Origin of the sequence: Corynebacterium sp. HMSC06D04, from assembly GCF_001807315.1 — a bacterium.
Taxonomy (GTDB): Bacteria; Actinomycetota; Actinomycetes; order Mycobacteriales; family Mycobacteriaceae; genus Corynebacterium; species Corynebacterium simulans.
Genome location: NZ_KV788559.1, coordinates 17,905 through 42,148, shown reverse-complemented (window position 1 = coordinate 42,148; position 24,244 = coordinate 17,905). Strand labels below are relative to the sequence as shown.

The following is a 24,244-nucleotide window of genomic DNA, read 5'->3' as shown; positions in this document are numbered from 1 at the left end:
TTATTTAGTGGCATCCGCCAGAACCGCAGGAGCAGCCGCCGTCGGAGCCGCAGCCGCCGGTGGGCATTTCGATTGAAGCCGTCAGCATACCAGTTCCAGCCAGAACTTCATCCTTGGCGGGAAGCTTACCGAAGCTGGCCGGTAAGCAGAGGTCGAACGGGAAGACGCCGTCCATGACCAGGTGCATGAACTTTTCGCCGGTAAGCTGGTTTTCGCGCCACTCGGATTCCATCACGCGGGCGGCGAATCGGCAGCCCGGGGTAGGCGCCGCTGCGCCGGAACCCTTCGCGACAATCTCTGCGCCTTCAGACTCGAAGGCCGCCGGGTAAGTATCAAACTCCGCCTCGTAGTCTGCGGCGGAGGCATAGCGTTTCACGCCGAAGCCCATGACGCTAAGGCCTACCTGCTGCCACGGCTGGGTTTCTTCGTCTGCCAGCAGTGGACCCTGCGCGAGGTTAGCGGTGGCCTGTGCGAGAACAGTGCCGAATGGGTCCAGGATTTCCATGAAAGCCAGCACGTCGTTGACCATGGACACATGCGCAAAGCCCTGCGTCACGGAATCGAAACCGATGTAGGTGGCAAAAGGCTCGACCGCGAGAATATTGATCTGCGCTCCGGACGGGTCCGCGAATTGGATGAGCTGACCGTCGCGGATCTCGCCGGTGACGGTGAGCTGGTTGGTGGAAATGGCTGCCTCAACGGCGTCTTGCCAACGCACAAAGTTCAGGCCAATTGCCTGCATCTCAGTATTGGCAGTGGAGGCGGGGGAAGTTTCGGTCATAGTGGCTATTGTATCTCCGCGGGCTTTAGCTACTAAAAATTGGGGTTTTAAGCCTGCGACGTGCAAGAATAAAAGCAACATGAACGAAAATCACGAAGAACTTCTCGCGCAGGCTTTTGGTGAGGAATTCCAGCCCACCACGGGCGACCTCGACCTAGCCGAGCGCAACGCCTTTCGCCGCGTTTCCACCACCATCCGCGCTGAGGACACCACCGACGGCTATGAGGTGGAGTACCGCAAGCTGCGCCTCGAGCAGGTCGTACTCGTGGGCGTATGGACCGAAGGCACCGTCGCCGAAGTAGAGGCCACCATGGCCGAGCTTGCCGCGCTAACCGAGACCGCCGGCGCCGAAGTCGTAGAAGCGATTTACCAAAAGCGCGAAAAGCCCGACCCTGGCACCTACATCGGCCGTGGCAAGGTCCAGGAACTCAAAGAAATCGTCGAAGCCACCGGCGCCGACACCGTCATCTGCGACGGCGAACTGCAGCCCGGCCAGCTTTCCGCCCTAGAGCGCGAGCTCAACACCAAGGTCATTGACCGCACCATGCTGATTCTGGATATCTTCGCCCAACACGCGAAGTCCAAAGAGGGTAAGGCGCAGGTCTCGCTTGCACAGCTGGAATACCTCTATACCCATACCCGCGGTTGGGGCGGCAACCTCTCGCGCCAGGCGGGTGGCCGCGCGGGCTCTAACGGCGGCGTCGGCTTGCGCGGCCCCGGCGAGACCAAGATTGAGTCCGACCGGCGCCGCATCCGCTCCGAGATGGCGCGCCTGCGTAAAGAGCTGCGCGGAATGAAAACCGCACGTGATATCAAACGCTCAAAGCGTCAGGCGTCGACAATCGCGCAAATTGCCATCGCCGGCTACACCAACGCGGGCAAGTCTTCCCTCATCAACGCGATGACCGGCGCAGGCGTGCTGGTGGAAAACGCGCTTTTCGCCACCCTTGACCCAACCACCCGCCGCGCAGAGCTTGCCGACGGCCGCCAAGTCGTCTTCACCGACACCGTCGGCTTCGTGCGCCACCTGCCCACGCAGCTGGTGGAGGCCTTCAAGTCCACCCTCGAGGAAGTCTTGGCTGCCGATATCATGATGCACGTGGTCGATGGCTCCGACCCATTCCCGTTGAAACAGATCGAAGCTGTCAACAAGGTCATCTACGACATCGTGCAGGAAACAGGCGAGCAGGCGCCGCCGGAGATTATCGTCATCAACAAGATCGATAAGGCCGATCCGCTTGTGCTTGCTGAGATTCGTCACGTGCTCGACCGCGAGAACGTGGTTTACGTATCCGCGCACACCGGCGAGGGCATCGACGAGCTGACTTCGCGCGTTGAGCTCTTTCTCAACTCTCGTGATGCGCACGTGCGTTTGTTGGTTCCTTTTACCCGCGGCGATGTTGTCTCCCGTATGCATGCCGAAGGCACCGTTTTGGGTGAGGAGTACACAGGGGAGGGCACGCTTGTCGACGTCCGCCTGCCTGCATCCGTTGCCCACGAATTGGCGGAGTACGTTGCGGAAGAAGTTTCCTAAAACGCCGCTGGTGGGCCATAATGAAGGCTCGTGAGTACTTTTGGTTGGCGCCTGCACGGCGATGGTAAGAATATTGCACCTGGCGCGGTAGTAGCGCCGGAAGAACGCTTGAGCTGGGGCCGCACTATCGGCATCGGCATGCAGCACGTGGTGGCTATGTTTGGCGCCACGTTGTTGGTTCCCACCTTGACCGGTTTCCCGGTTAATACGACGCTGCTGTTCTCGGGCATCAGCACTATTTTGTTCCTGTTGATTACCCGCAATCGCCTGCCTTCCTACCTGGGCTCTTCTTTTGCCTTCATCGCACCGCTGACGGCGTCGCAGCAGTATGGCATCAGCGCGCAGGCCGGTTCCATTTTGGTGACCGGTGCAGTGTTGATGGCCGTCGGTTTCGTGGTGAAAGCCGCGGGGCGCCGTGTCTTGGATGCCGTGATGCCGCCGGCCGTGACTGGTTCCATCGTGGCGCTCATCGGCCTGAACTTGGCGCCGGCGGCCACGACAAACTTCCAGACCCAGCCGCTCGTTGCGGCGATTACCCTGGCTGCTATCGTCCTTGCAACCGTGGGCGGGCGCGGCATGGTCTCCCGCTTGGGCATCCTCATCGGCGTTGTCGTGGGCTGGGTCTTTGCGGCGCTTACCGGAAACCTAGCGGAAGGAACCGCGCAGACCATCCGCGATGCTGCCTGGATTGGCGTCCCGCAGTTCCACTCGCCGGAGTTTAAGTTCTCCGCCATCGCCGTGGCGCTGCCAGTGCTGGTGGTGCTGATCGCAGAAAACATCGGCCACGTTAAGGCCGTGTCTGAGATGACGAAGCGCGACCTCGATGACCTAGCTGGCGACGCGCTTATCGCCGACGGTCTCGGCACCGCCATCGCCGGTGGCTTCGGCGGCTCCGGCACCACAACTTATGCCGAGAACATCGGCGTTATGGCCGCGACCCGCGTGTACTCCACGGCGGCCTACTGGGTGGCTGCGGTCTTCGCCATCTGCTTGGCCTTCATCCCGAAGTTCGGCGCCCTGATTTTCACCATCCCCACCGGTGTGCTGGGCGGAGCGACTCTCGTGCTTTACGGCCTCATCGGCATGCTGGGCATCCGCATCTGGATGGATAACAAGGTCAACTTCAACAATCCGGTGAACCTGACCTGTGCTGCGGTGGCGTTGATTGCGGGCATCGGCAACCTGACGCTGAACGTGGGTTCCGTTTCCCTCGAGGGCATCGCTTGGGGCTCCATCGGCGTCATTGTGGTCTACCCTGCGGCGAAGTGGCTCTACGAAACCCTTGGTGAGGGCAAGGGCGCCAAGTACTAAAACGGGATACGTCACCAATCTCGCCCCTTTTCGGGGTGAATTTGGCGAAGTTATCCACAGGCCAAAAATTGTCTCTTGTGGGGCTTGGTGAGGGCTTTTTAGGCTTAAAAACCATGAACGCACTAGCAGACTTCCTCGCAGCCCAGGCGCCAGGCATGGCCATTCTTGCCGGCGCCCACGGGCGCAGCGAAGCACAGCTCGTGCAGCTCGGCGCGTCGAACTTACAGGCCCGCGAGCTTATCTATCTGGCGGGCATCTATTTTGGCCCCACCTCCTCTTCGCGCTGCCAGCGCAACGCGCAGGGCTCAGCGCATAGCCTGTCCACGCTGACGATGATCGAAGGCTACATTTCCCGTATTCCACGCCAACGCGATAAGTGGAAAGTACGGGAAACACTCTGCACCAGCACCCTTCCCGCGGACAAGCTGAAGGCAAAAGCCCGCGCGATGGCGAAAGAATACGCCAAGCAACCACAGGAAGGGGTGCGGATTACGCGGCGTCGCCAAGCGCTGTGGTCCCTGACCGTTACCGGCAAGCAGGACATGATTGCCGATATCTTCTCTGCCTTAAAACCCGAAGCGCCCGTCCAATCCTTTTACGAGGGATTCTTTTCCGGTGCGCACAAGCCGGTGGCGGGCTCCCACGTCGTCATCACTTTGGACGAGTTCGTGGAAATCGCGCAAGGCGGCGGGGAGGAAATCCAGCTGCGCATGACCAACGGCGCGAGCATTTCTGGCGCGGATTTCGTCTCCCGCGTGCTTTCCGCGCATGGATTGGTCAGCCTCGTGCATCCTTATGAAGGGCCGGTCAATCTTTATCGCACGCGGCGGTTTGCTAATGAAAAGCAGCGCCTGCTGGCCGCGGCCGAAAATCCCACGTGCGCGTGGCCGGGCTGTAATCACCCGGCGGATAGTGCGCAGGTCCATCACCTCACCTCTTGGGCTAGGGGAGGCGATACGAACATCGGAAACCTCGTTACCTGCTGTGCGTATCACAACGGAATAAATGACGACTCTCCGCCAGGAAGTTCGCCGAAAACTTCCCGTGGAAAGCTAGCTCGCATTCGCGGAAAAATCACCTGGTTGCCGCCGTGGGCTTCGCCGGTGAGCTAGAGCCCCCGCCACGCGCGGGCGCTTTGGCATGCTCAAAACTTAAAAAAGACTCCCAAGCTTTAAAGCTCGGAAGTCTTTTAACGCTAACGCTAGGAAGCGTCGAGGTCCTGCTCGATGAGAGCGGCGATCTTCTCGACTGCTTCTGCGTTCTCGGAGGTAACGGTAACTTCGTCACCCTGCTCAGCGCCCAGGGCCATGATCATCAGGGAGGAAGCTGCGTCGGTCTCTTCGTCGTCATCGCTGCCGACGAGGGTCAGCAGAATGTCTTCGTCATAAGCCTCTGCAGCGTCTGCGATGATGGACGCAGGACGTGCGTGCAGTCCGACGGAAGAGCCAACCTTTACGGTCTTAGATGCCATGATGATAAGTCCTTTCGATTATGTGAGATTTCGTGTCTACAAGTGTACGCGTTATGCCGCGGCCTTGGCAGCCTCCGCCTTGGCGGCTGCTTCCTCGACGGTCTTGTTCGGCCAGAACTGCTTCAGCGCGATGACCGCCAGCGCGGAAACCACGACGCCCGCCGCGATAGCCAGGACATAAGCCCAGGCCGGGTCGATGGCGAAGAAGACAAAGATGCCGCCGTGTGGGGCACGCGAACCGACGCTCAGGGCCATCGACAGTGCACCGGTGGTGGCGCCACCGAGCATCATCGCCGGGATGACGCGCAGCGGGTCAGCGGCAGCGAATGGGATGGCGCCCTCCGAGACGAAGGAGAGGCCGAGTAGCCACGCGGACTTGCCGTTTTCCTGCTCCGCCGGGGTAAACAGGTTCTTGCGCAGGAAGGTCGCAATCGATAGCGCAATCGGCGGAACCATGCCGGAGGCCATGACGGCGGCCATGATCTCCATGGAGGCCTGGTCACCAGTGGAAAGGCCGGCGGTGGCAAAGAGATAGGCCGCCTTGTTGACGGGGCCGCCCAGGTCGAAGCACATCATCAGACCGAGGATGATGCCCAGCAGCACGGCGGACGAGCCGGACATGGAAGAAAGCCAGTTCTGCAGGCCTTCCATAATTGCGGCCAGCGGAGCGCCGAGCAGCAGGTACATCAACAGACCTGTGATAAGGCTGGTCAGCAGCGGAATGATGACAACCGGCATCAGGGAACCGATCCAGCGCGGGACCTTCCAGTTGCCGATCCACATGGCGATGAGTCCCGCGATAAGACCAGTGACCAGGCCACCGATGAAGCCCGCGCCGAGGGCGACGGCGATGGCGCCGCCGGCGAAACCAGGAGCGATTCCCGGACGGCCGGCAAATGCGAAGGCGATATAGCCCGACAGTGCCGCAACGATAAAGCCCATGGCTGCTTGGCCGATGGCAAAGAGCACCGCACCGATATAGAGCAGCAAGCCGGAGCGGTCGAAGCTCATCATCTCGCCGTCGACCTCAACTTGGTGGCCGGGCAGGTTGGTCAACGAGTAGTTGGTGGAAATCGCCTGCCAACCGTTGGCCATGTCGTAGCCGCCGAAGAGGAAGCCGAGGGCGAGCAAAAGGCCGCCTGCGGCGACGAAAGGCACCATGTAGGACACGCCGGTCATGATCGCCTGCTGGATGCGCTTGCCCCAGCCGAGTGCTTCACCTTCTTCTCCGCTGCCTGATGCGCTTCCGGACGCGCTTTCCGATGCCGCCGTTCCCGCCACGCGCCGCGCATTCGGGTTCTTGGCGGCGGCGACGGCCTCATCGAGCATGACGCCGGGCTCGTTGATGGCGCGCTTGACGCCGGATTCGATGACGGGCTTGCCGGCGAAGCGTTCACGTTCGCGCACTCCGACGTCGGTGGCGAAAATGACGGCGTCAGCGGCGTCGATCACCGATTGCGAGACGGAGGCGTTATTCGAGGAGCCTTGGGTCTCGACGGTGAGGTTTATGTCGGTGCGCTCTGCTGCGGTTTGGGTCAGGGCGTCGGCAGCCATGTAGGTATGTGCGATGCCGGTGGGGCAGGCGGTGACCGCGACGATGTTGGTGGCTGCGTTCTCGGTAGTTGGTGTTGCGGTAGCGGACGCCGCCGTAGCGGTGGAAGTTGACGCCGCGGAAGTAGAATTCGCGGGTTTCTTGGGCTTTTCCGCGTTGACCACATCCAGCACCAGCTTGACGATTTCCTCCTTGGTCGCCGCAGTACGCAGCGCCTCGAGGAAGTCCTTCTTTACCAGCGCGCGGGCCAACTTGGAAAGGATCTTTAGGTGTGCCTTACCGCCACCGGCGGGGGCAGCGATGAGGAAGACCAAGTGGGCGTCACCGTCAGGACCGGAGAAATCGACGCCGCGGGAAAGTCGCGCGAAGGCCAGCGTTGGCTCGGTGACGACCTCAGAGCGGCAGTGTGGAATAGCAACGCCTCCGGGCACGCCGGTGCCAGCCTTGGCCTCGCGGTCGATGGCCGGTTGGGCGAGACCCTCGACGGAGGTCGCGCGCCCCGTCTCGTGCACCAGGGTGGCAAGGTTTGTGATGACAGATTCGACACTGTCGCCGAAATCGGCGTCCAACGCGACCAAGTCTGTCGTGATGAGATTGGATGCCATGAGGACACTCCTTTAATGATCAGAGTTGTAGTTAAACGCGGTTATAGGGTTAAAACTTTGGTTTCTGCGATATTGACTTGTGCAGGCTTTGGTAGCTGGGTGCCGGGCAGAGCCGCAGCGGCAGAACCGTAGGCCACGGATTGGCGCAAAGCTTCCGCAAAGTCCTTCCCTGCGCGGCGGGCCAAAATATAGCCCGCAAGTGCGGAATCACCCGCGCCGACGGTGGATGCGACAGCCGTGGGAGGTGGGGTAGCAGCCCAAGCGCCATCTGCAGTAACGAGAACTGCGCCAGCACCGCCCAAAGTGACGAGAACCTCATCGACGCCGCGGCCAACCACTACGCGCGCGGCTTCGACGACGCCTGAGTAGTCGCCCTGTTCCGCGGCCGCCTCGAGTGCAGTTCCGTCAGTATCGGTGAGCTGGCCGAGCTCAAGCCCATTGGGCTTGATTAGATTCGGCGCGGACTCGTTGAGGCGCTCTGCAAGGGCGACCATCGGGGCGTCGGAAGTGTCGACGGCGATGCGTGCTTGGGGCGCGGCGGAGCGGATGGCGTCGACAAGCGTGGCGTACCAATGCGTGGGAACGCCCTTGGGCAGGGAACCCGCAAGCACCACCCATTCCGCGCCGATGGAAAGCGCGGCCAGCGAGGAGGCAATGGCAGACTGGACTGTCTCGTCGAGCTCAGGGCCCGGGCCGTTGACCTTGGTGGTGCGGCCACCTGGCTCGGTGATGGTGGTGTTGGTTCGGACGGAACTGGGCATAGATACAGCATCGAAGGGAATGTTGCCGTCTTCCATCAAGGTAAGGAAGTGATCACCCTTGCGTGCGGGCAGAAGAGCGACGGATTTCTCGCCGGCAAGGTGCACCGCGTGCGTGACGTTGACGCCTTTGCCGCCTGCGACCTGAGAAACCTGGCTGGCGCGGTGAACTGCGCCCGGATTGATGGCTTCTTGGAGGTTTAGGGTGGCGTCAATACTGGGGTTGGGGGTCAGTGTGAGAATCATTGTGGAGACTCGTCCCTTTCGCAGTTTGCGTATATTGGGAGAAAGCTAGCTGGACGGTGGTCGAGCGCAGATTTCTGCTCCCTGTTGATTGTTGTCTGGTTATGCCCGAAAGTCAATCAAAAGAGTGTGGTATTCGTTGCTTTTTCGCCCGATCTGTGATGATCTAGGGGGAGAGCAAATCCCCTCCCGAAGGAATGTGTGATGGAAAACGAATCTCAATCAACCATCAAGGGTACTGGCGTCGTCGCCGGTGTCGCCTACGCCGAGGCCGTGTGGGTGCGTCCTCGTCCAGAACTGCCCACTGCTGGGGAGCTAATCGACGAAGAAAAGCGCGACGGCGAGTATGACCGCTTCCTAGAGGCCGTCGATATCGTGGCAAGCCGCCTCGAACAGCGTGCGGCCGGCGCAGAAGGCCAGGCGGCTGAGGTGCTGGGCGCTACCGCCGGCATGGTCAAGGACCGCGGCTGGCACAAAGCGGTGCGCAAGTCCATCCGTGCAGGCCGGCCGGCGGAGTACGCAACCGCGAGCGCGACTGAGAAGTTTGTCACCATGTTTGAAGCAGCAGGCGGCGTGATGGCCGAGCGCACGACGGACCTAAAGGACGTGCGCGACCGCGTTATTGCGCAGCTGCGTGGCGAGCAGGAGCCAGGTCTGCCGATGGTCAACGGGGAAGCAGTGCTGCTTGCTGATGACCTCGCGCCCGCCGATACCGCAACCCTCGACACCGCACACATCAAGGCATTGGTCACCGAGCTCGGTGGCCCAACGAGCCATACGGCGATTATCGCCCGCCAGCTGGATATTCCATGCATCGTTGCCGTGGGTGCGGAGCTGCGTGACATTGAGGCCGGCACGCTCATGTTCGTGGACGGCTCTATTGGCGCGGTGAACTTGGGTGCAGACCGCGAGGAGTCTTTGCGGGCGGTAGAGGAATACCGCGAGAAGGCTGCGCGAGTGGCGCAGTGGCGTGGCCCGGCGCAAACTAAAGATGGCCATCGCGTGCAGCTTTTGGCCAACGTCGCGGACGGAAACGCGGCGCGTATCGCGTCGGATTCCCAGGCGGAGGGCATTGGTCTCTACCGCACTGAGCTTTCCTTTCTCTCGGCGAGCGAGGAGCCGACGGTGGATGAGCAGGCGCGCATCTATGGGAAGGTCTTTAACGCCTTCCCGTCTTCCAAGGTGGTTGTTCGCACCTTGGATGCGGGTTCAGATAAGCCGATTTCTTATGCCACCCTGTCTTCCGAGGAAAACCCTGCGCTTGGCGTGCGTGGTCTGCGTATCGCGCGCGATAACGAGGCGCTGTTGACTCGCCAGCTGGATGCCATTGCGAAGGCTTCCGCAGACCGTGGCGACGATGCCCCGACGTGGGTTATGGCGCCGATGGTCGCTACCGCCGTTGAGGCGAAGTGGTTCGCGGGTCTTTGTCGCGAGCGTGGCCTTACTGCGGGCGCCATGATTGAGGTTCCCGCAGCGGCTTTGATGGCCGATACCATCATGCCGCATCTAGACTTCGTCTCCATTGGTACCAATGACTTGACGCAGTACACCATGGCGGCGGATCGTCTTTCCCCGCAGCTGGCATATCTTACTGACCCATGGCAGCCGGCAGTGCTGCGCCTTATCCAGCACACCTGCGTGGTGGGCCAGGATAACGATGTTCCGGTTGGCGTATGCGGCGAGGCGGCAGCGGATCCGCTGCTTGCCTGCGTGCTGACTGGCTTGGGCGTGAACTCCCTGTCGGCGGCTTCCACGGCTGTCGCCGGCGTGGGCGCCCAGCTTGCGGAGCTGACATTCGAGCAGTGCCAAAAGCTTGCCGACGCCGCCATCAACGCCGAGGGTCCATCCGAAGCTCGAGCGGCAGCGCTCGCTTTGTTGGACGAGTTCTAAAACATAACGATAGCCCCGCTTTTTGCGGGGCTATTTTTGTATGTGCCGATGCTACTTATCGGCGGCGATGACTACTTCGATTTCGCGCTCGCGAAGCGCCTCGATGAAGCTTTCTGGTGCGGCGGAATCGGTGATGACGACGTCGATATCCGCGATGGAGGCGAAGCTGACCAAATAATCGTTACCGAGTTTTGAGGAATCGCAGAGGACCACGACCTTGTGGGCGTTGGTGACAAAGGCGGACTTGATGGCTGCCTCTTGGGAATCTGCGGTAGACAGGCCGTGGTCGAGGGTGAGCGCATTGGTGCCGATGAAGGCAACGTCGGCACGCATGAGCGCCATGGTACGCAGTGCAGTATCGCCCACGACTGCCTGGGTGATGGCGCGGACGGTGCCGCCGAGCAGCTGAACGTCGGGAACGCCGTTGCTTGCCAAGGAAAGCGAGATGGGCAAGCTATTGGAAACTATCGAAAATTGCCCTGCGGCGAATTGTTGGCCGATGAGGTCTGCCAGGGCATTGGTGGTGGTACCCGCGTCGAGGAAGACGCTGCCGCCGGCGTCTGGGAGGAACTGCATGGCGGCGCGTGCGATGGCAATCTTGGCGCCGGTAGCGGAACGCTGCCGGGTGTCGAGGGTCAGCTCTGCGGTTTGGAAGGACTGAGAGGCCACAGCGCCGCCATGCACGCGGTGTACAACGCCTTCGCGGTCTAGAACCGCGAGATCGCGACGAATGGTTTCAGCGGTGACGTCGAAGCGCTCGGAAAGCTCGGTGACGTTGACGCGTCCCTCAACTGCGGTGAGGGAGGCGATCTGACGGCGACGCTCCTCTGCGTACATAGGGTCCTCCAAAGGTCTGCCCAGGAACGGGGTTGGGGCTAGACAACCTCCGATTCTTGGGGGTAAAGCGGAAGCTGTTGCCGGAATGATACTGGCTTGCCTCTAGTTTTCCAGAAATCCCTACGAATCGGAACGAAACAAAGAGTTTCACATATCGCCAATCTTGCATGCGATCGCCGAAATTTTCTTTAGCTGCAGATTTGCAAAATGTGACATTAAACGCCGGCCAATGGACAACCGGAAAATTACGCATAAAAGGGGGTATTTTCGGGCAACCGTTGGCCGGCGTTGAAGCAACAGAAGTGGGTGATTAGAGCTTGCGGAATACAGAAACTACCTTGCCCATGATTTCTGCATCGTCACCCTTGATTGGGGAGTAAGCATCGTTGTGGGGCAGGAGCCACACGCCCGAGGAATCCCGGTGGAATTCCTTGACGGTGGCTTCCTCGCCGTCGAGAAGCGCGGCGACAAACTCGCCTTCCTCGGCCACCGACTGCGAACGAACGATAACCCAGTCACCGTTGAGGATGCCTGCGTCCTGCATGGAGTCTCCCACAACCTGGAGCATGTATAGCTCGCCGTTGCCAACTACGTCATCAGGCATGGGGAAGTAGGTGTCGATGTTTTCTTCGGCGGTAATCGGCGAACCTGCGGCAATGCGGCCGACCACCGGAATATAGGAAACTGCGGAAGCGTCCTCTGGGGTGGCGTCGACAGGCTGCTGCGGTTCTTCCTTGGGTGAGGCCTTGCGTCCTGGCTTCTTGGGCTCTTCCTCATTGAGGTGGCGTACGTCGACGGCGCGGGGCTTGTTTGGGTCGCGGCGTAGGAAGCCTTTTTCTTCTAGTTGCTTGAGCTGATAGGCCACGGAAGAGGTGGACTGGAGGCCGGCAGCGTCGCCGATTTCGCGGATGCTTGGCGGGTAACCGCGGAGCATGACTGCGTCGTGAATGACGTCGAGGATGCGGCGTTGACGCGGCGAAAGGGAGTTGATGTCGGGCTTAGCGGAATTTTTAGCTGGCTTGCGTGGCACGGTTTCTCCTCGGCGGGGTTGGAAGTTGCCGCGCGGCTTCCGTCGCGGCTTGGGTTGTTCGAACTTGGGTTGTTCGAACTTGGGTTGCTCGAATTTTCGAAAAACCTCCCTTCTTTTCTACCACGTGGGGGACAAATGTTCGAGAAATTTGCCGGAGGTGTGGACAAACTTTCGAAAAGTTGTTATAAATCGAACATAGCAACTAATTCGAACGGATTAGCGATGGAACTTTTCGAACGTGTCGCAGCAGAAAAGTACTCTGCAACCATCAGTTAATCGCAACGTACAAACACTGGAGGATCTCACAATGGCTATCGCTCTCAACACCGCTTCCACCCATGTTACTTCCACTAACGCTCGCCGCGCGTACCGCGCTCGCGTCGTGCCGGCAGCCTCTGTTTGGGATGCAGATGTCTACGATGTCCGTCGCGCTGGGGTAGCCACAACACCCCACGATGTTCGAACTCTTAGCGTGGATAATCGAACATACGGTGCCCCTATCCGCCGCTGCGCGAATGCTGAAGCCGCTGGTCATGGCGAGCCAGAATATTCGCGTGCGCAGTCGAATCGTGCGAATTATCTGTTGGGCGCTGTCTTTGGTGCAGCCGTGTTCGTCGGAACTGTATTCGGAGGATTGACTGCTGACACTGGTGCTGTCCACACTGAGAACACCCAAGTGGTCCAGGCAGGCGTTACGCACTAGCCGCCGCTGCACGCTAGCCCGTCGCGCGTTAGCTGCCGTCGCGCGTTTGGCGTCGCGCGTTTGGCTAGGCGGAGCCCTTGGCGTGCGGTTCTGTGGGCGTGCGGCGCTGTTGGTGTGGGAAAGTAATCACTCGGCTTGGATGCCGGCCGGAAAATGGCATCCCCAGTTGTTTGGGCAGTACACTAAATGCGGTCTTAACGCCTGCCTTCCACGTGTGGGAGGTGGATGACGTGAAAGTGAAAGGAACCGTGCGGTGTACTGCCCGTTTTGTCATTATGAACAGTCGCGAGTCATCGACTCTCGTGTAGTCGACGCCGGCACCGCCATCCGCCGTCGGCGCGAGTGCGCCTCCTGCAAAGGCCGTTTCACCACGGTGGAAAAAGCGGTTCTTTTGGTGGTTAAGCGCAACGGTCTGGCGGAGCCGTTCAGCCGCGACAAGCTAATCCGCGGCGTCCGTCGCGCTTGCCAGGGACGCGACGTCAGCGATGACGCTTTGAAAAAGCTCGCCCAAGAAGTAGAGGAGACCGTGCGCAGCCACGGCTCCTCCCAGGTCAACGCCAACGACATTGGCCTTGCAATCCTCGAGCCGCTGCGTGACCTTGATGAGGTGGCCTACCTGCGCTTCGCGTCCGTTTACAAGTCCTTCGAAAGCGCCGACGATTTCGAATCCGAAATTCGCCTGATGCGCCGCCGCGACCGCGATAACTTTTAAGAGCCGCAGTGCCAGCCGAGGGCTGGTGCTCGTTTGCGGATGCCGACGAACGGCGTATGGCCGTGTTTGGAGCTAGACAGCGTGGTGATTAGCGGAGCTTGTCCACCGCCTTTTGGATGCGGCGCAAGGATACCGGGTGCGCGGTGCCGAGGCGCTGAGCAAAAAGTGAGACGCGTAGTTCCTCGACCATCCAGTAGATGTCCTTGACCTCGCGGGTTTTGGCGCGTCCGGCGGGCAGGTTGCGCAGGCGATTGTTGAGGTACGCTTTGGCCTCGTCGACTTCGGCCTGCCGGTCCGCGTCTTTGTCCGGGTCTATTCCCATCTCATCTAGACGAATCCGCATAGCCTGTACGTAGCGCGGCAGATGGCGCAGGTGAGCCATGCCATGCAAGGTGATGGCGTTTTCGGGAAGCAGGAACTTCAGCTGCTCGCGCATATCGTCAATGGCAGGGCCTTCCCATTGTTTGAGCTCGGCGCGCAGGTTCGCATACTCGGCAAGCCCTGGTGCGATTGCCACCACGGATTGTCGGACGCGGCCAGGCACCTGGGGCTTGACGACGTCGCGAAGCTTGGCGAAGCCCTCCGGCGACCGAGGCGCACCGCCGGCTTCGACCATGAGATCGCGTATGGCAGCCACCCGCGCATCGCCGACGAGGCCTTCGGCGCCGCCGTGCGGGTAGGCGTCGACAGCCACTCGCTGCTGCAAGGGCAGCCCCTTGACCATCTGTTGGTGATTGACGTTAATCTCCCGCAGGAGCAGCGTCAGAGTGGTGGTCAACATAGCAGCGTCGGCAGCGGCCTTGGTGGGGTGAACCTTCAGGGAAACGCCGTCCGCGGTTGCCACGAGCGCGGGGTACGCGGTGACCTCATGGCCGTCAACCACCGTTTGGACTTCCTCGTCAATAGTGCCGAGCGTCTCCGGCGTCCACTCTTTGACGGCCTTCGACTCAGACTTGCGTCCGACCCGCGAGACTGAGGACTTGATGTGCCCCGCCTGGCGCTGCACGAGCGCTGCGAGGTCCCGGTCAGAATCGATAACCTTCCCGCGCTTATCCACCGCAGCGTAGTTCATCTGCAGGTGCGGCGGCAGGCTGGAAGGCCGGAAGTCGGAAGCGTTGATCCCTTGGCCGCCGAGCTCGCGGAGGACGTCGGCAAGCTGCTGCGTCAGGGGGCCTTCATAAGGAAGCAGACGCGGCAGGGCACGCTCTGCGAACTCCGGTGCGGGAACCACGGTGCGGCGCAACGCCTTCGGCAGGGAACGGATTAGCTCCGTGACCAACTCCAGGCGCAGACCCGGCACCAGCCAGTCGAAACCCTCCGTATCCAGCCCTGCAAGCAACGGCACGGGCACCATCAAGGTGACGCCATCGAGGGGATCGCCGGGCTCGAACTTATAGCTCAAGTCATAGTCAATCGAACCCTTCAGCCACCTGTCCGGGAAGGCTTCCTCGGTGACGTCGTGGTCTTCCTCGATAAGCTTTTCCGGGTCGAAGTCCAGCAGGTCTGGGGTCTTGTGACGCTGCTTCTTCCACCACGAGTCGAAGTGCCGGCCCGTGGTGACTTTGGCGGGGATACGTGTGTCGTAGAAATCGAAGAGAGTGTCCTCCGAAACCACCAGACCCCGGCGTCGCGCCTTGTCCTCAAACTCGGCGGCCTCTTCCAGCTTCTTCACGTTGTCATGGAAGAAGTGGTGGTGGGTATTCCACTCGCCTTCAATTAGCGCAGAGCGGATGAACATGTCGCGTGCGGCCGTCGGGTCGACGCGGTGATAGGGCACCGTGCGGTCTACCACGATGGGCACGCCGTAGAGCGTCGAGCGCTGTGTGGCCACGGCGGCGGCGCGCTTGCGCGACCACACGGGATCGGAATAGTTGTGACGTAGCAGGTCCGCGCCGAGCTTTTCCACCCACGCGGGGTCGATGGCGGCAACGTCGCGTGCCCACAGGCGCGAGGTTTCGAGGAGTTCGGCGGCCATTAGAAATTCCGGCGGCTTCTTCGCCAGCGCGGAACCTGGGAAGACTAGGAAGCGAGTATTGCGGGCACCGTGGAATTCCTTGGAGTTGCCATCGCGCGCGCCGATGTTGGACAAAAGGCCCGCTAAAAGCGACATATGGATGTCATCGGGGCGGCGTTCGGTGGCTTCTTGCTGGTTCCATCCGAGCTGCTTGGCGACGTCCCTAAGCTGGCGCACCAAGTCAAACCACTCGCGGATGCGCATGTAGTGCAGGAATTCCTTCTTCATGCGCTTGCGGAAGGCATTGCCGCTCATCTCGGTGCGGGCGTCCTTGAGGAAATCCCACAGGTTGAGCATGGCGAGGAAGTCGGAGGAGGCGTCCTTAAAGCGCGCGTGGGCTTGGTCGGCTTGCGCTTGGTATTCGAGGGGGCGCTCGCGAACGTCTTGGATGGTCATGGCCGCGACGATGACCATGACGTCTTCCAAGCAACCGGAGCGGTGGGCCTCGACGAGCATGCGCGCCATACGGGGGTCGACGGGGATGCGGGAAAGGTCGCGGCCGATGTCGGTGAGAACCGGAAGACCGTCTTTTTCCTCTTGCGAGTGCAGGGCGCCGAGCTCGCGGAGGAGCAGCAGGCCATCGCGAATGGCCTTGTTCTCCGGCGGCTGCACGAAGGGGAACTCCGAGATATCGCCTAGGCGCAGCGAAATCATCTGCAGGATGACGCTGGCCAAGTTGGTACGCAGGATTTCGGGGTCGGTAAATTCTGGGCGGGAGGCGAAGTCCTGCTCGGAGTACAGGCGGATGGCAATGCCGTCGGCAACACGGCCGCAGCGGCCGGAACGCTGGTTGGCGCTGGCCTGCGAAATTGGCTCGATGGGCAGGCGCTGGACCTTGGTGCGGGTGGAATAGCGCGAGATACGCGCGGTGCCGGTGTCTACCACGTATCGAATACCCGGGACCGTCAGCGAGGTCTCTGCGATGTTAGTGGACAGCACGATGCGGCGGCCGCGGTGCTCGGAAAAGACGCGGTGCTGCTCGTCGTTGGACAGGCGGCCAAACAGTGGGGTGACCTCAACGCCGCGCCACTTGCGCGCCTCGATGGCCTCTTGCGCGTCGCGGATATCGCGCTCGCCGGGGAAGAAGCAGAGGATGTCGCCTTCTCCTTCTGCCATGAGCTCCTCGATGGCCTCGCACAGGCCGTCTAGCGGATCTTGATCGACGACCTTGCCCCCAGCCTCGAACTCGAGCGGCCGGTAGCGAATTTCCACCGGGTAGGTGCGCCCGGAGACCTCGATGATGGGCGCGGGCTTTCCCTCACCGTCTGCGAAGTGCTGGGCAAAGCGCTCTGGGTCGATGGTCGCGGAGGTGATAATCACCTTGAGATCCGGGCGCTTAGGCAGCAGGCGCTTTAAGTAGCCCAGCAGGAAATCAATGTTGAGGGAACGCTCGTGAGCCTCATCGATGATGATGGTGTCATAAGCATTCAGGAAGCGGTCGCGCTGCATCTCCGCGAGCAGGATGCCGTCCGTCATTAGTTTCACGGCAGTGGTAGCAGACACGCGATCATCGAAACGGATGGCGTAGCCCACGGACTCGCCGATCTTCTGATCCATCTCCTGCGCGATACGCTCGGCGACGGTGCGCGCGGCTAGACGACGCGGCTGGGTATGGCCGATCAGCCCCTTGCGGCCACGGCCTAGCTCGAGGCAGATCTTAGGGATCTGCGTGGTCTTACCGGAGCCGGTCTCGCCGGCGATGATGACCACCTGGTTATCGCGGATGGCTTCTGCGATGTCGTCCTTGCGGCCGGAAACCGGAAGGGTCTCGGGGTAGGAAATAGGGGGAACGGCGGCGTCGATTAGCGCGACGCGCTCGCGGGCTTGTTGGATATCGCCCCCGATTGCGGTGAGGGCTTGGGGCGAGCGGGCCTTGCGAAGGCGGCGTCGGAAAGCGCGGGCATCTTTGGTAGAAACCTCGTCGAGAGCGGCGTAAAGCTCGTCGCGGGTGGGCGTTGAAGAAGTCGTCATAGCTGGTTGTGAATTCTACTAGTCGTCGTAAGCGGCGGGAAATGTTGATAGGGTGGGTGCGATCAAGGAAAAAGAAAATGAATTTAAATAGAGGGGATTGAAGATGTCTTCACCTTTTGGATCTGCAGGCGACGGCAAGGATTTCCCGCGTTATGAGCCAACCAACCACCCGGAGGACCGTCCTGACTACGGCTTGCCTTCCTACGGTAGCTACAACGCGGGCGGGAACGCTGGCTACGACGAGCAGCCACAGGGCGGCGTGGGCTACAACGGCCCGGTTTCTGCGACGAAGGCTATCGGCTGGGCATTCCGCACGGCCTTTAGTAACTGGCAGCTGTGGATTTTGGGTTCGCTTTTGATGTTGGCTGTATTCGGCATCTTCGGTGCCGTTGTGGGATTCATCTTGGCCTCCAACGGCGACGGCAACGCCGCGTTCACGGGCAATATCTTCTCCAACGTGATCACGCAGGTGATTTCCCTGCTGGTCTCCTTGTTCGTCATGCGTCTGGCGCTGTTCCAGATTGATGATCTGAAGACTGGCTGGTCCTACATCGGTAAGGACGTACGATGGGGCAATACCTTCCTGATGCTGCTGATCATCGCCCTCGTGTCCTTCGTGGTCATGATTTTGGCCGTCATGGTCTTTGGTGGCGCGGCCTTTGCCACGCTCACCAGCGCGGACGTTCAGGACGAGGATGCAGCTCTGGCGGCTGCTGGCACCGTCTTCGGCATCCTGGCAGTGATGGTCATCATCGGCTGGCTGGTCACTCCGCTGTACAAGCTGATGCCATGGTTCGCAGCTGACGGTGACTCCATCGGCGATTCCATCAAGAAGGGCTTCATGGCGGGCAAGGCCAACTACATGCAGCTGCTGCTGTATACGCTGATGATGTTCGGCCTGGGTATCGCTTGTATCTTCACGCTTGGTCTGGGCTTTTTCATCTTCGCTCCAGTTTCCTTGCTGGCTGAGGCGCACTTATTCCGCCAGTGCGCTGGCCGCTACGTACAGGCCTAAAGATAAAAGAAAATCCTCGGTTCCAATCAAGGAGCCGAGGAATTTTTTTATACGTTGCGCGAGCGCTGCAGGGCTTCTTCGAAGGCAGCGGTAACCAGAGCACCGAACTTGCGGAATTCTTCGGCGCGAGCAGCGGAGCTGCGGAAGACCAAGCCCACCTTGCGCTCAGCGGTAACGCTTGGGTCGAAGCGTGAGACCTGCAAGTGCGGGTTGGTGCACTCGGTGGCAATCGCCGATTCCGGAACAAGTGTTGCGCCCAATCCGCCCATGACCAGCTGCAGAATCGTGGTCAAAGAGGATGCACGAGTAACCGAGTTGGTGGCCTCGGACGGGTTGATATGCGCGCGGCGGCACAGATCGAGGACTTGATTGCGGAGGCAATGGCCGTCGTCGAGAAGCAAAAGCTTCAGTCTATCTAGCTCTGCAAGGGTGAGGTCCTCGCGGCCTACCAGGGCATCGTTGTTGTCGGTGACCACGACGAAGTCCTCCGTGTACAGCGGCACGTCCACCATGCCGGCGGCCTCGGAGGGCAGGGCGATGATGGCAAGATCTAACTGGCCGTCGCGCAGCTTGCCCAAAAGGTGCTCCGTCTGCTCCTCCACAAAACGCGGCTCGAGTTCTGGGTAGGTCTCGGTGATAGACCGCAGCAGGGTAGGCAGGATATATGGCGCGATGGTGGGGATAACGCCGATAGTCAGCGGCCCAGTGAGGGTACCGTGGGCACCGCGGGCATGGGCATGGAACGCATCGGCGGCCTCGAGCGTTGCTTTAGCGTAGGGCAGGAGCTCTTCGCCGTTGGCGGTGACTATTACCTTGCGCGTGGAGCGCTCGATGAGTTGAATTCCAAGGCCCTGTTCGAGGGCCACGAGGGCTTGGGAGAGGGAAGGCTGGGAGATTTCCAGCTTTGCGGCGGCGGTGCCGAAGTGTTTGTTCTCCGCGATGGTGACGAATGTTCGCAGCTGAGCGAGTGTGGGACGGTACTCTTTATTGTGCATGCCTATAACTTTAACATCCATCGATAGGATTTCCTATTGACATGCGCAACGGATGTTGGCATACTTGGCTGCGGCGGGGCTTAAGGCCCCACAAGCGCTGGAAGATGCGCAGCCCAGAAATTTGATTCAACATCTATTAAGGAGATGTCTTTCATATGCCTATCTTGACCGTTGGCGAGAAGTTCCCAGAGTTCGAGCTCACCGCACTGAAGGGCGGCGACCTGCACGACGTTAACGCTAACCAGCCTGAGGATTACTTCGAGCAGGTTTCCCTGGACAAGTACCAGGGCAAGTGGAAGGTCGTCTTCTTCTACCCGAAGGACTTCACCTTCGTTTGCCCGACCGAGATCGCTGCTTTCGGCAAGCTGGATGAGGAGTTCCAGGACCGCGACACCCAGATCCTCGGCGGCTCCACCGATAACGAGTTCGCTCACTTTAACTGGCGCGCAACCCACCCAGAGCTGAAGGAAATTCCTTTCCCGATGTTCTCTGACATCCGCCACGACCTCATCCGCGCCCTCGGTGTTGAGAACGCTGACGGTGTTGCTGACCGCGCAACCTTCATCATCGACCCAGACGGCGTTATCCAGTTCGTTTCCGTTACCCCGGACGCTGTCGGCCGTAACGTTGACGAGGTTCTGCGCGTTCTGGACGCACTGCAGTCCGAAGAGGTCTGCGCTTGCAACTGGGAAGCTAATGACCCAACCAAGAACATCAACAAGATGGACGTCGTTCAGTCTGCTCTCTAAGGGCGACTAAACCGCGCGTGCTCAGTCACGCGTGACGCCTAAGCCCCCTCGGGCAACCGAAGGGGCTTTCCTTTGAACTTCTTCTGAAAAACACTTATTAAAAACGCTAAGGAGCACAAGATATGTCTATCGATAACCTGAAGTCTTCCCTTCCGGAGTACGCAAAGGACCAGAAGCTGAACCTGGGCACCCTGGCTCGCTCCACCGAGCTGAACGAGGAGCAGCTGTGGGGCTCCATGCTGGCTGCTGCTGCCGCAACCCGTAACGACACCGTTCTTTCCGAGATCATGGAAGAGGCAAAGGAACACCTTTCCGCTGAGGCTATCGAGGCCGCGCTGGGCGCTGCCACCGTCATGGCAATGAACAACGTTGCATACCGCGCCAAGGGCTGGTTGGGCGAGGACTACGCTCAAGTTAAGTTCGGCCTGCGCATGAACATCATCGCTAAGCCGGGCGTGGAGAAGGCTAACTTCGAGCTGTGGAACACCGTTGTTTCCGCAATCAACGGCTGCGAGCACTGCCTGGTTGCTCACTCCAAGACCCTGCAGGAAGAGGGCATGACCAAGGAGCAGATCTGGGAGGGCGTCAAGATCGCTGGCGTTATCCAGGCTATCGCTCAGACCATTCAGGTTGAGGCTGCTCGCTAAAGCACTTTAAAGGCTCGCACGGTGAAATATCGTGCGAGCCTTTTGGTGTTTTAACGCGGCGCTAGCCGACGGCCACCCCAAACAAGGTACCGATTCCATAGGTTACGGCCAGACCCGCGGCGCCGCCGATGAGCAGGCGGATGACTGCGCGGGCGGAGTTGGTGCGGGCGAGGCGGGCGGAAATATAGCCGGTAAGCGCAAGCGCTAGGAGCGTAACCAGGGTGACGGCCCAGCCGCCTGCGGCAGAAGGTGCGATGAGGATGGCAAGCATCGGAAGCAATGCACCGGCGAGGAAGGAGACCGCTGACCAAAATGCGGCATGCCAGGGGTTGGTGAGGTCATCGCCGTCGATGCCGAGTTCCAGCCGCAGGTGAGCATCGAGCGGGTCATTATCGGCGATTTCGTAGGCCGCGCGGCTCGCGGTTTCCACACTCATGCCGTAGCCCGCCAGCATCTCCGTGAGTTCGGCGTGCTCCTGCTCGGGGAACTCGGCGAGCTCCCAGCGTTCTTTGGCAATGAGTGCGCGCTCGGAGTCGCGCTGCGCAGACACCGAGACGTATTCGCCCAAGGCCATGGAAACCGCGCCGGAGACCGTGGCTGCAAGACCAGCGGTCAAGATTGTTTGATCGCTGGCACCAGAACCAACGACGCCGAGCAAGAGCGCAGCGACCGATACGATGCCGTCGTTTGCGCCCAGCACGGTTGCGCGTAGCGAATTGAGCCGCGAGTTATGGCTTGCCGCGTGTGGGTCGGTGGGGTGGAGCATATCAACCATGGTCTTCACCTTTTGTCCTTTCGACTCTTATTGTCGTCGCAGGTCAAAGTGCTTGTCTAGCATGGTTAGGCTGCGCTGGCGGCGCGCAGCAGACCCTTTCCTAAGCTAGTGCTCGATACGCAGCTCCGCTAGGCGCACCTCGCCGGCTGCATCGGAGGCGTCGAGATCCACGCGTCCAACGAACTGATAGCCGTGATCGCCCTCAGGATCCTTGATTACCTGGCGTACCTCCCACAAGCGGGTGTCCTGGCCGGAAACGCGGAAGAACTCCGGGCCACGGGCGGCGGGGCCGGAATCGATGTCGTCGTATTCGTCGAAGTAGTCGTCGAGGACAGCGCCGAAGTCGGGGACCTCGTCCAGGTAGTCCAAAAGCTCGGCCAGCCGATCCTCTTTTTCGAGCGCGAAAAGCTGCACCAAGCGGAAGAAATAATTGCGCACCATGATGCTAAACGCGCGGCGGTTGGACGTTAGGGCAGAAGGGTCCTCAACGCCGAAGGCCAGCTCGCGCTCCAGGTCCTCCTGGGAAATCGGCGAATCCTCGCCGGCCATCTGCGCCCACTCGTCCACGAGGGAGGAATCCACCTGGCGGATGAGCTCGCCGAGCCAAACGACGACGTCGGCAAGCTCCTCGCTCATGTATTCCTCCGGGATGGACTGCTTGAGCGTGCGCCAGGCGTCCGTGAGGTAGCGCAGGATAACGCCCTCGGAGCGAGCCAAGCCGTAGGTGGACACCAGGTCCGAGAAGGTCATGGCGCTTTCCAACATGTCGCGGACCACGGACTTCGGGCGCAGCTCAAACTCCTTGACCCACGCGTTGGTCTCCGCGAAGGTGTCATAGGCCTGCTCGAGCAGCTCCTCCAGTGGCTTTGGCCAGGTGATGTCCTCAACGATGGCCATGCGCTCGGTGTAATCGACGCCGTCGGCCTTCAGCGCGGCAATTTCCTCGCCGCGGCGCTGCTTCTGCTGGGCCACGAGCACCTGGCGCGGGTCATCGAGGATCGCCTCAAAAACGGAAATGACGTCTAAGGTGTAAGTCTCAGACTCTGGGTCCAGCAGCGTGAGTGCGGCGAGAGCAAAAGGCCCAAGCGGCTGGTTCAGCGCGAAGTCTCGAGGCAGTTCGCGGACCAAGTGATAGGGCCGGCCGTAGATGTCCAGGCCCTTGGTTGATTTTTGCACCACGCCGGAGTTCAGCAGGCCGCGGAAGAGCTCGATGGCGGTCAGGATGTCCTGGTTCTGCTTGCTACGGGTGTCATGGTTGGTACGCAGCAGGTGCTTCATGTGCTCGTACCCGTTGCCGTGGCGGGAGAGCACGTTGAGCAGCATCGAGTTCGAGACCCGGAACTGCGAAGTCAGCTGCTCCGGCTCGGCCTCGGTCAGGCGGGCGAAGGTCTTCTCCGACCACGAGACCTCGCCATCGCGCGGGGACTTCTTCTTAAGCTTCTTCAGCCGCGCCGGGTCGTTGCTGAGGCGACGCCGCGCCTTGGCGTTTTCGATCTCGTGCTCTGGGGCCTCAACGATGACGGTGCCCTCGGTGTCATAGCCCGCGCGGCCCGCGCGGCCGGCAATCTGGTGGAACTCGCGGGACTTCAAAATGCGTTGGCGTTGACCATCGAACTTGGCCAGTCCGGTCATCAGCACCGTGCGAATCGGCACGTTGATGCCCACGCCCAGGGTGTCGGTTCCGCAGATGACCTTAAGCAGCCCCTGCTGCGCAAGCTTCTCGACGAGGCGGCGGTACTTCGGCAACATACCCGCGTGGTGGACGCCGATGCCGCGACGCAAAAGCTTGGACAAGTCGCGGCCGAAGGCGGTGGAAAAACGGAAGTGCGCCAGCTCCTTGGCAATAGCTTCCTTTTCCTCCGGCGTGATGATGCCAGATAGGGAAGTCAGCGCTTGGGCGCGCTCGGCGGCCTCACGTTGGGAGAAGTGCACCACATAGACCGGCGCCTTACCGGAGGAGAGGATTTCCTCGATGGTCTCGTGGACCGGGGTAAACACGTAGGAGAAATCCAGCGGCACCGGGCGGGTGGTGCCGGCCACCAGCGTGGTCTCGCGGCCGGTGCGTTCGGTTAAGTCCTTTTCCAACCAGCCGGTATCGCCCAGGGTGGCAGACATCAGCAAGAATTGCGTCTTCGGCAGCTCCAGCAGCGGCACCTGCCAGGCCCAGCCGCGGTCCGGCTCTGAGTAGTAGTGGAACTCGTCCATGACTACCTGATCGATGGCAGCATCAGCGCCGTCGCGAAGCGCAATGTTCGCCACAATTTCTGCCGTGGCGGCGATGATGGGAGCATTGCCGTTGACCGTGGCGTCGCCCGTCATCATGCCTACGTTCTCGGCGCCGAAGATCTCGCACAGGGCGAAGAACTTCTCGGAGACCAAAGCCTTAATCGGCGCGGTATAGAAACTGCGCTGGCCACGCGCCAAGGCGATGAAGTGCGCGGCATTTGCCACCATGGACTTGCCGGAGCCCGTGGGCGTGGCAAGGATGACGTTATCGCCAGCGAGGATGCCCAGCGAGGCCTCCTCTTGGGCTGGGTACAGCGAAATGCCGCGCTGCGTGGTCCAGCTAGTAAAGGTATCCCAAATCGCCTCGTCAACGAGGGAATCAGGAACTTCGGCGAGATCGGGCAGCAGCTGAGAAAGATTCACCT

The 24,244-nt window shown here is 60.7% G+C and carries 19 protein-coding genes; 9 read left to right on the top strand and 10 right to left on the bottom strand.

Going from position 1 to position 24,244, the window contains the following annotated elements; genetic code table 11:
• Positions 1 to 4: 4 nt before the first annotated feature.
• Complete coding sequence (locus tag HMPREF3155_RS09865) at positions 5 to 781, bottom strand: hypothetical protein (protein WP_062038631.1); 777 nt, start codon at positions 779 to 781, stop codon at positions 5 to 7.
• A 79-nt stretch (positions 782 to 860) separates the two neighbouring features.
• Here HMPREF3155_RS09865 and hflX point away from each other — a divergent pair, with 79 nt between their 5' ends.
• The 3 genes from hflX (at position 861) to HMPREF3155_RS09850 (ending at position 4,738) form a co-directional block, all read left to right on the top strand.
• Positions 861 to 2,315, top strand: a complete 1,455-nt coding sequence (gene hflX, locus HMPREF3155_RS09860; protein ID WP_070433221.1) for a GTPase HflX — start codon at positions 861 to 863, stop codon at positions 2,313 to 2,315.
• Between the two features lie 30 nt (positions 2,316 to 2,345).
• Positions 2,346 to 3,626 (top strand): uracil-xanthine permease family protein, encoded by a 1,281-nt coding sequence (locus HMPREF3155_RS09855; RefSeq protein ID WP_061923022.1) that lies wholly within the window; start codon positions 2,346 to 2,348, stop codon positions 3,624 to 3,626.
• A gap of 113 nt (positions 3,627 to 3,739) precedes the next feature.
• Positions 3,740 to 4,738 carry an HNH endonuclease signature motif containing protein gene (locus HMPREF3155_RS09850; protein WP_070433220.1) on the top strand — a complete coding sequence of 333 codons (999 nt, stop codon included), beginning with the start codon at positions 3,740 to 3,742 and terminating at the stop codon, positions 4,736 to 4,738.
• A gap of 89 nt (positions 4,739 to 4,827) precedes the next feature.
• Here the strand turns inward: HMPREF3155_RS09850 and HMPREF3155_RS09845 are convergent, their stop codons facing one another.
• Genes HMPREF3155_RS09845 through HMPREF3155_RS09835 form a run of 3 tightly spaced genes read right to left on the bottom strand, consistent with a single transcriptional unit; the run spans position 4,828 to position 8,258 of the window.
• Positions 4,828 to 5,097 (bottom strand): HPr family phosphocarrier protein, encoded by a 270-nt coding sequence (locus HMPREF3155_RS09845; RefSeq protein ID WP_061923017.1) that lies wholly within the window; start codon positions 5,095 to 5,097, stop codon positions 4,828 to 4,830.
• Positions 5,098 to 5,148: 51 nt separating this feature from the next.
• Complete coding sequence (locus HMPREF3155_RS09840) at positions 5,149 to 7,254, bottom strand: PTS fructose transporter subunit IIABC (protein WP_070433219.1); 2,106 nt, start codon at positions 7,252 to 7,254, stop codon at positions 5,149 to 5,151.
• A 41-nt stretch (positions 7,255 to 7,295) separates the two neighbouring features.
• Complete coding sequence (locus tag HMPREF3155_RS09835; protein ID WP_070433218.1) at positions 7,296 to 8,258, bottom strand: 1-phosphofructokinase family hexose kinase; 963 nt, start codon at positions 8,256 to 8,258, stop codon at positions 7,296 to 7,298.
• Positions 8,259 to 8,459: 201 nt separating this feature from the next.
• Here HMPREF3155_RS09835 and ptsP point away from each other — a divergent pair, with 201 nt between their 5' ends.
• Positions 8,460 to 10,145: a phosphoenolpyruvate--protein phosphotransferase gene (gene ptsP / locus HMPREF3155_RS09830; protein ID WP_070433217.1), complete on the top strand. Its 1,686-nt coding sequence runs from the start codon at positions 8,460 to 8,462 to the stop codon at positions 10,143 to 10,145.
• 51 nt (positions 10,146 to 10,196) lie between these two features.
• Here the strand turns inward: ptsP and HMPREF3155_RS09825 are convergent, their stop codons facing one another.
• Together HMPREF3155_RS09825 and lexA are read right to left on the bottom strand one after the other, a co-directional pair.
• Positions 10,197 to 10,982 (bottom strand): DeoR/GlpR family DNA-binding transcription regulator, encoded by a 786-nt coding sequence (locus tag HMPREF3155_RS09825; protein ID WP_061923004.1) that lies wholly within the window; start codon positions 10,980 to 10,982, stop codon positions 10,197 to 10,199.
• A gap of 310 nt (positions 10,983 to 11,292) precedes the next feature.
• Positions 11,293 to 12,012 (bottom strand): transcriptional repressor LexA, encoded by a 720-nt coding sequence (gene lexA / locus HMPREF3155_RS09820; RefSeq protein ID WP_061923001.1) that lies wholly within the window; start codon positions 12,010 to 12,012, stop codon positions 11,293 to 11,295.
• A 307-nt stretch (positions 12,013 to 12,319) separates the two neighbouring features.
• On the opposite strand from lexA, the gene HMPREF3155_RS09815 reads away from it, so the two are divergent.
• Entirely contained in the window at positions 12,320 to 12,715 is a 396-nt protein-coding gene (locus HMPREF3155_RS09815) for a hypothetical protein (RefSeq protein ID WP_070433216.1), read from the top strand.
• Between the two features lie 253 nt (positions 12,716 to 12,968).
• Positions 12,969 to 13,427, top strand: a complete 459-nt coding sequence (nrdR, locus tag HMPREF3155_RS09810; RefSeq protein WP_061922995.1) for a transcriptional regulator NrdR — start codon at positions 12,969 to 12,971, stop codon at positions 13,425 to 13,427.
• Positions 13,428 to 13,515: 88 nt separating this feature from the next.
• On the opposite strand, the gene hrpA is transcribed toward nrdR, so the two are convergent.
• On the bottom strand, positions 13,516 to 17,412 hold the full coding sequence (gene hrpA / locus HMPREF3155_RS09805; RefSeq protein WP_070433215.1) for an ATP-dependent RNA helicase HrpA: 3,897 nt from the start codon (positions 17,410 to 17,412) through the stop codon (positions 13,516 to 13,518).
• A gap of 103 nt (positions 17,413 to 17,515) precedes the next feature.
• On the opposite strand from hrpA, the gene HMPREF3155_RS09800 reads away from it, so the two are divergent.
• Positions 17,516 to 18,427, top strand: a complete 912-nt coding sequence (locus tag HMPREF3155_RS09800) for a hypothetical protein (protein ID WP_070433214.1) — start codon at positions 17,516 to 17,518, stop codon at positions 18,425 to 18,427.
• A 47-nt stretch (positions 18,428 to 18,474) separates the two neighbouring features.
• Here HMPREF3155_RS09800 and HMPREF3155_RS09795 read toward each other — a convergent pair whose 3' ends face one another.
• Positions 18,475 to 19,422, bottom strand: coding sequence for a hydrogen peroxide-inducible genes activator (locus HMPREF3155_RS09795; RefSeq protein WP_070433304.1), 948 nt, complete (start codon positions 19,420 to 19,422; stop codon positions 18,475 to 18,477).
• Between the two features lie 155 nt (positions 19,423 to 19,577).
• Between HMPREF3155_RS09795 and HMPREF3155_RS09790 the strand changes: the two genes are divergently transcribed.
• Positions 19,578 to 20,171, top strand: coding sequence for a peroxiredoxin (locus HMPREF3155_RS09790; RefSeq protein ID WP_070433213.1), 594 nt, complete (start codon positions 19,578 to 19,580; stop codon positions 20,169 to 20,171).
• Positions 20,172 to 20,293: 122 nt separating this feature from the next.
• Positions 20,294 to 20,818, top strand: a complete 525-nt coding sequence (locus HMPREF3155_RS09785) for an alkylhydroperoxidase, AhpD family (RefSeq protein WP_062044182.1) — start codon at positions 20,294 to 20,296, stop codon at positions 20,816 to 20,818.
• Positions 20,819 to 20,879: 61 nt separating this feature from the next.
• Here the strand turns inward: HMPREF3155_RS09785 and HMPREF3155_RS09780 are convergent, their stop codons facing one another.
• Together HMPREF3155_RS09780 and HMPREF3155_RS09775 are read right to left on the bottom strand one after the other, a co-directional pair.
• Positions 20,880 to 21,593, bottom strand: coding sequence for a VIT1/CCC1 transporter family protein (locus HMPREF3155_RS09780; protein ID WP_083281308.1), 714 nt, complete (start codon positions 21,591 to 21,593; stop codon positions 20,880 to 20,882).
• A 105-nt stretch (positions 21,594 to 21,698) separates the two neighbouring features.
• On the bottom strand, positions 21,699 to 24,242 hold the full coding sequence (locus HMPREF3155_RS09775) for a DEAD/DEAH box helicase (RefSeq protein WP_070433302.1): 2,544 nt from the start codon (positions 24,240 to 24,242) through the stop codon (positions 21,699 to 21,701).
• Between the last annotated feature and the right edge of the window lie 2 nt (positions 24,243 to 24,244).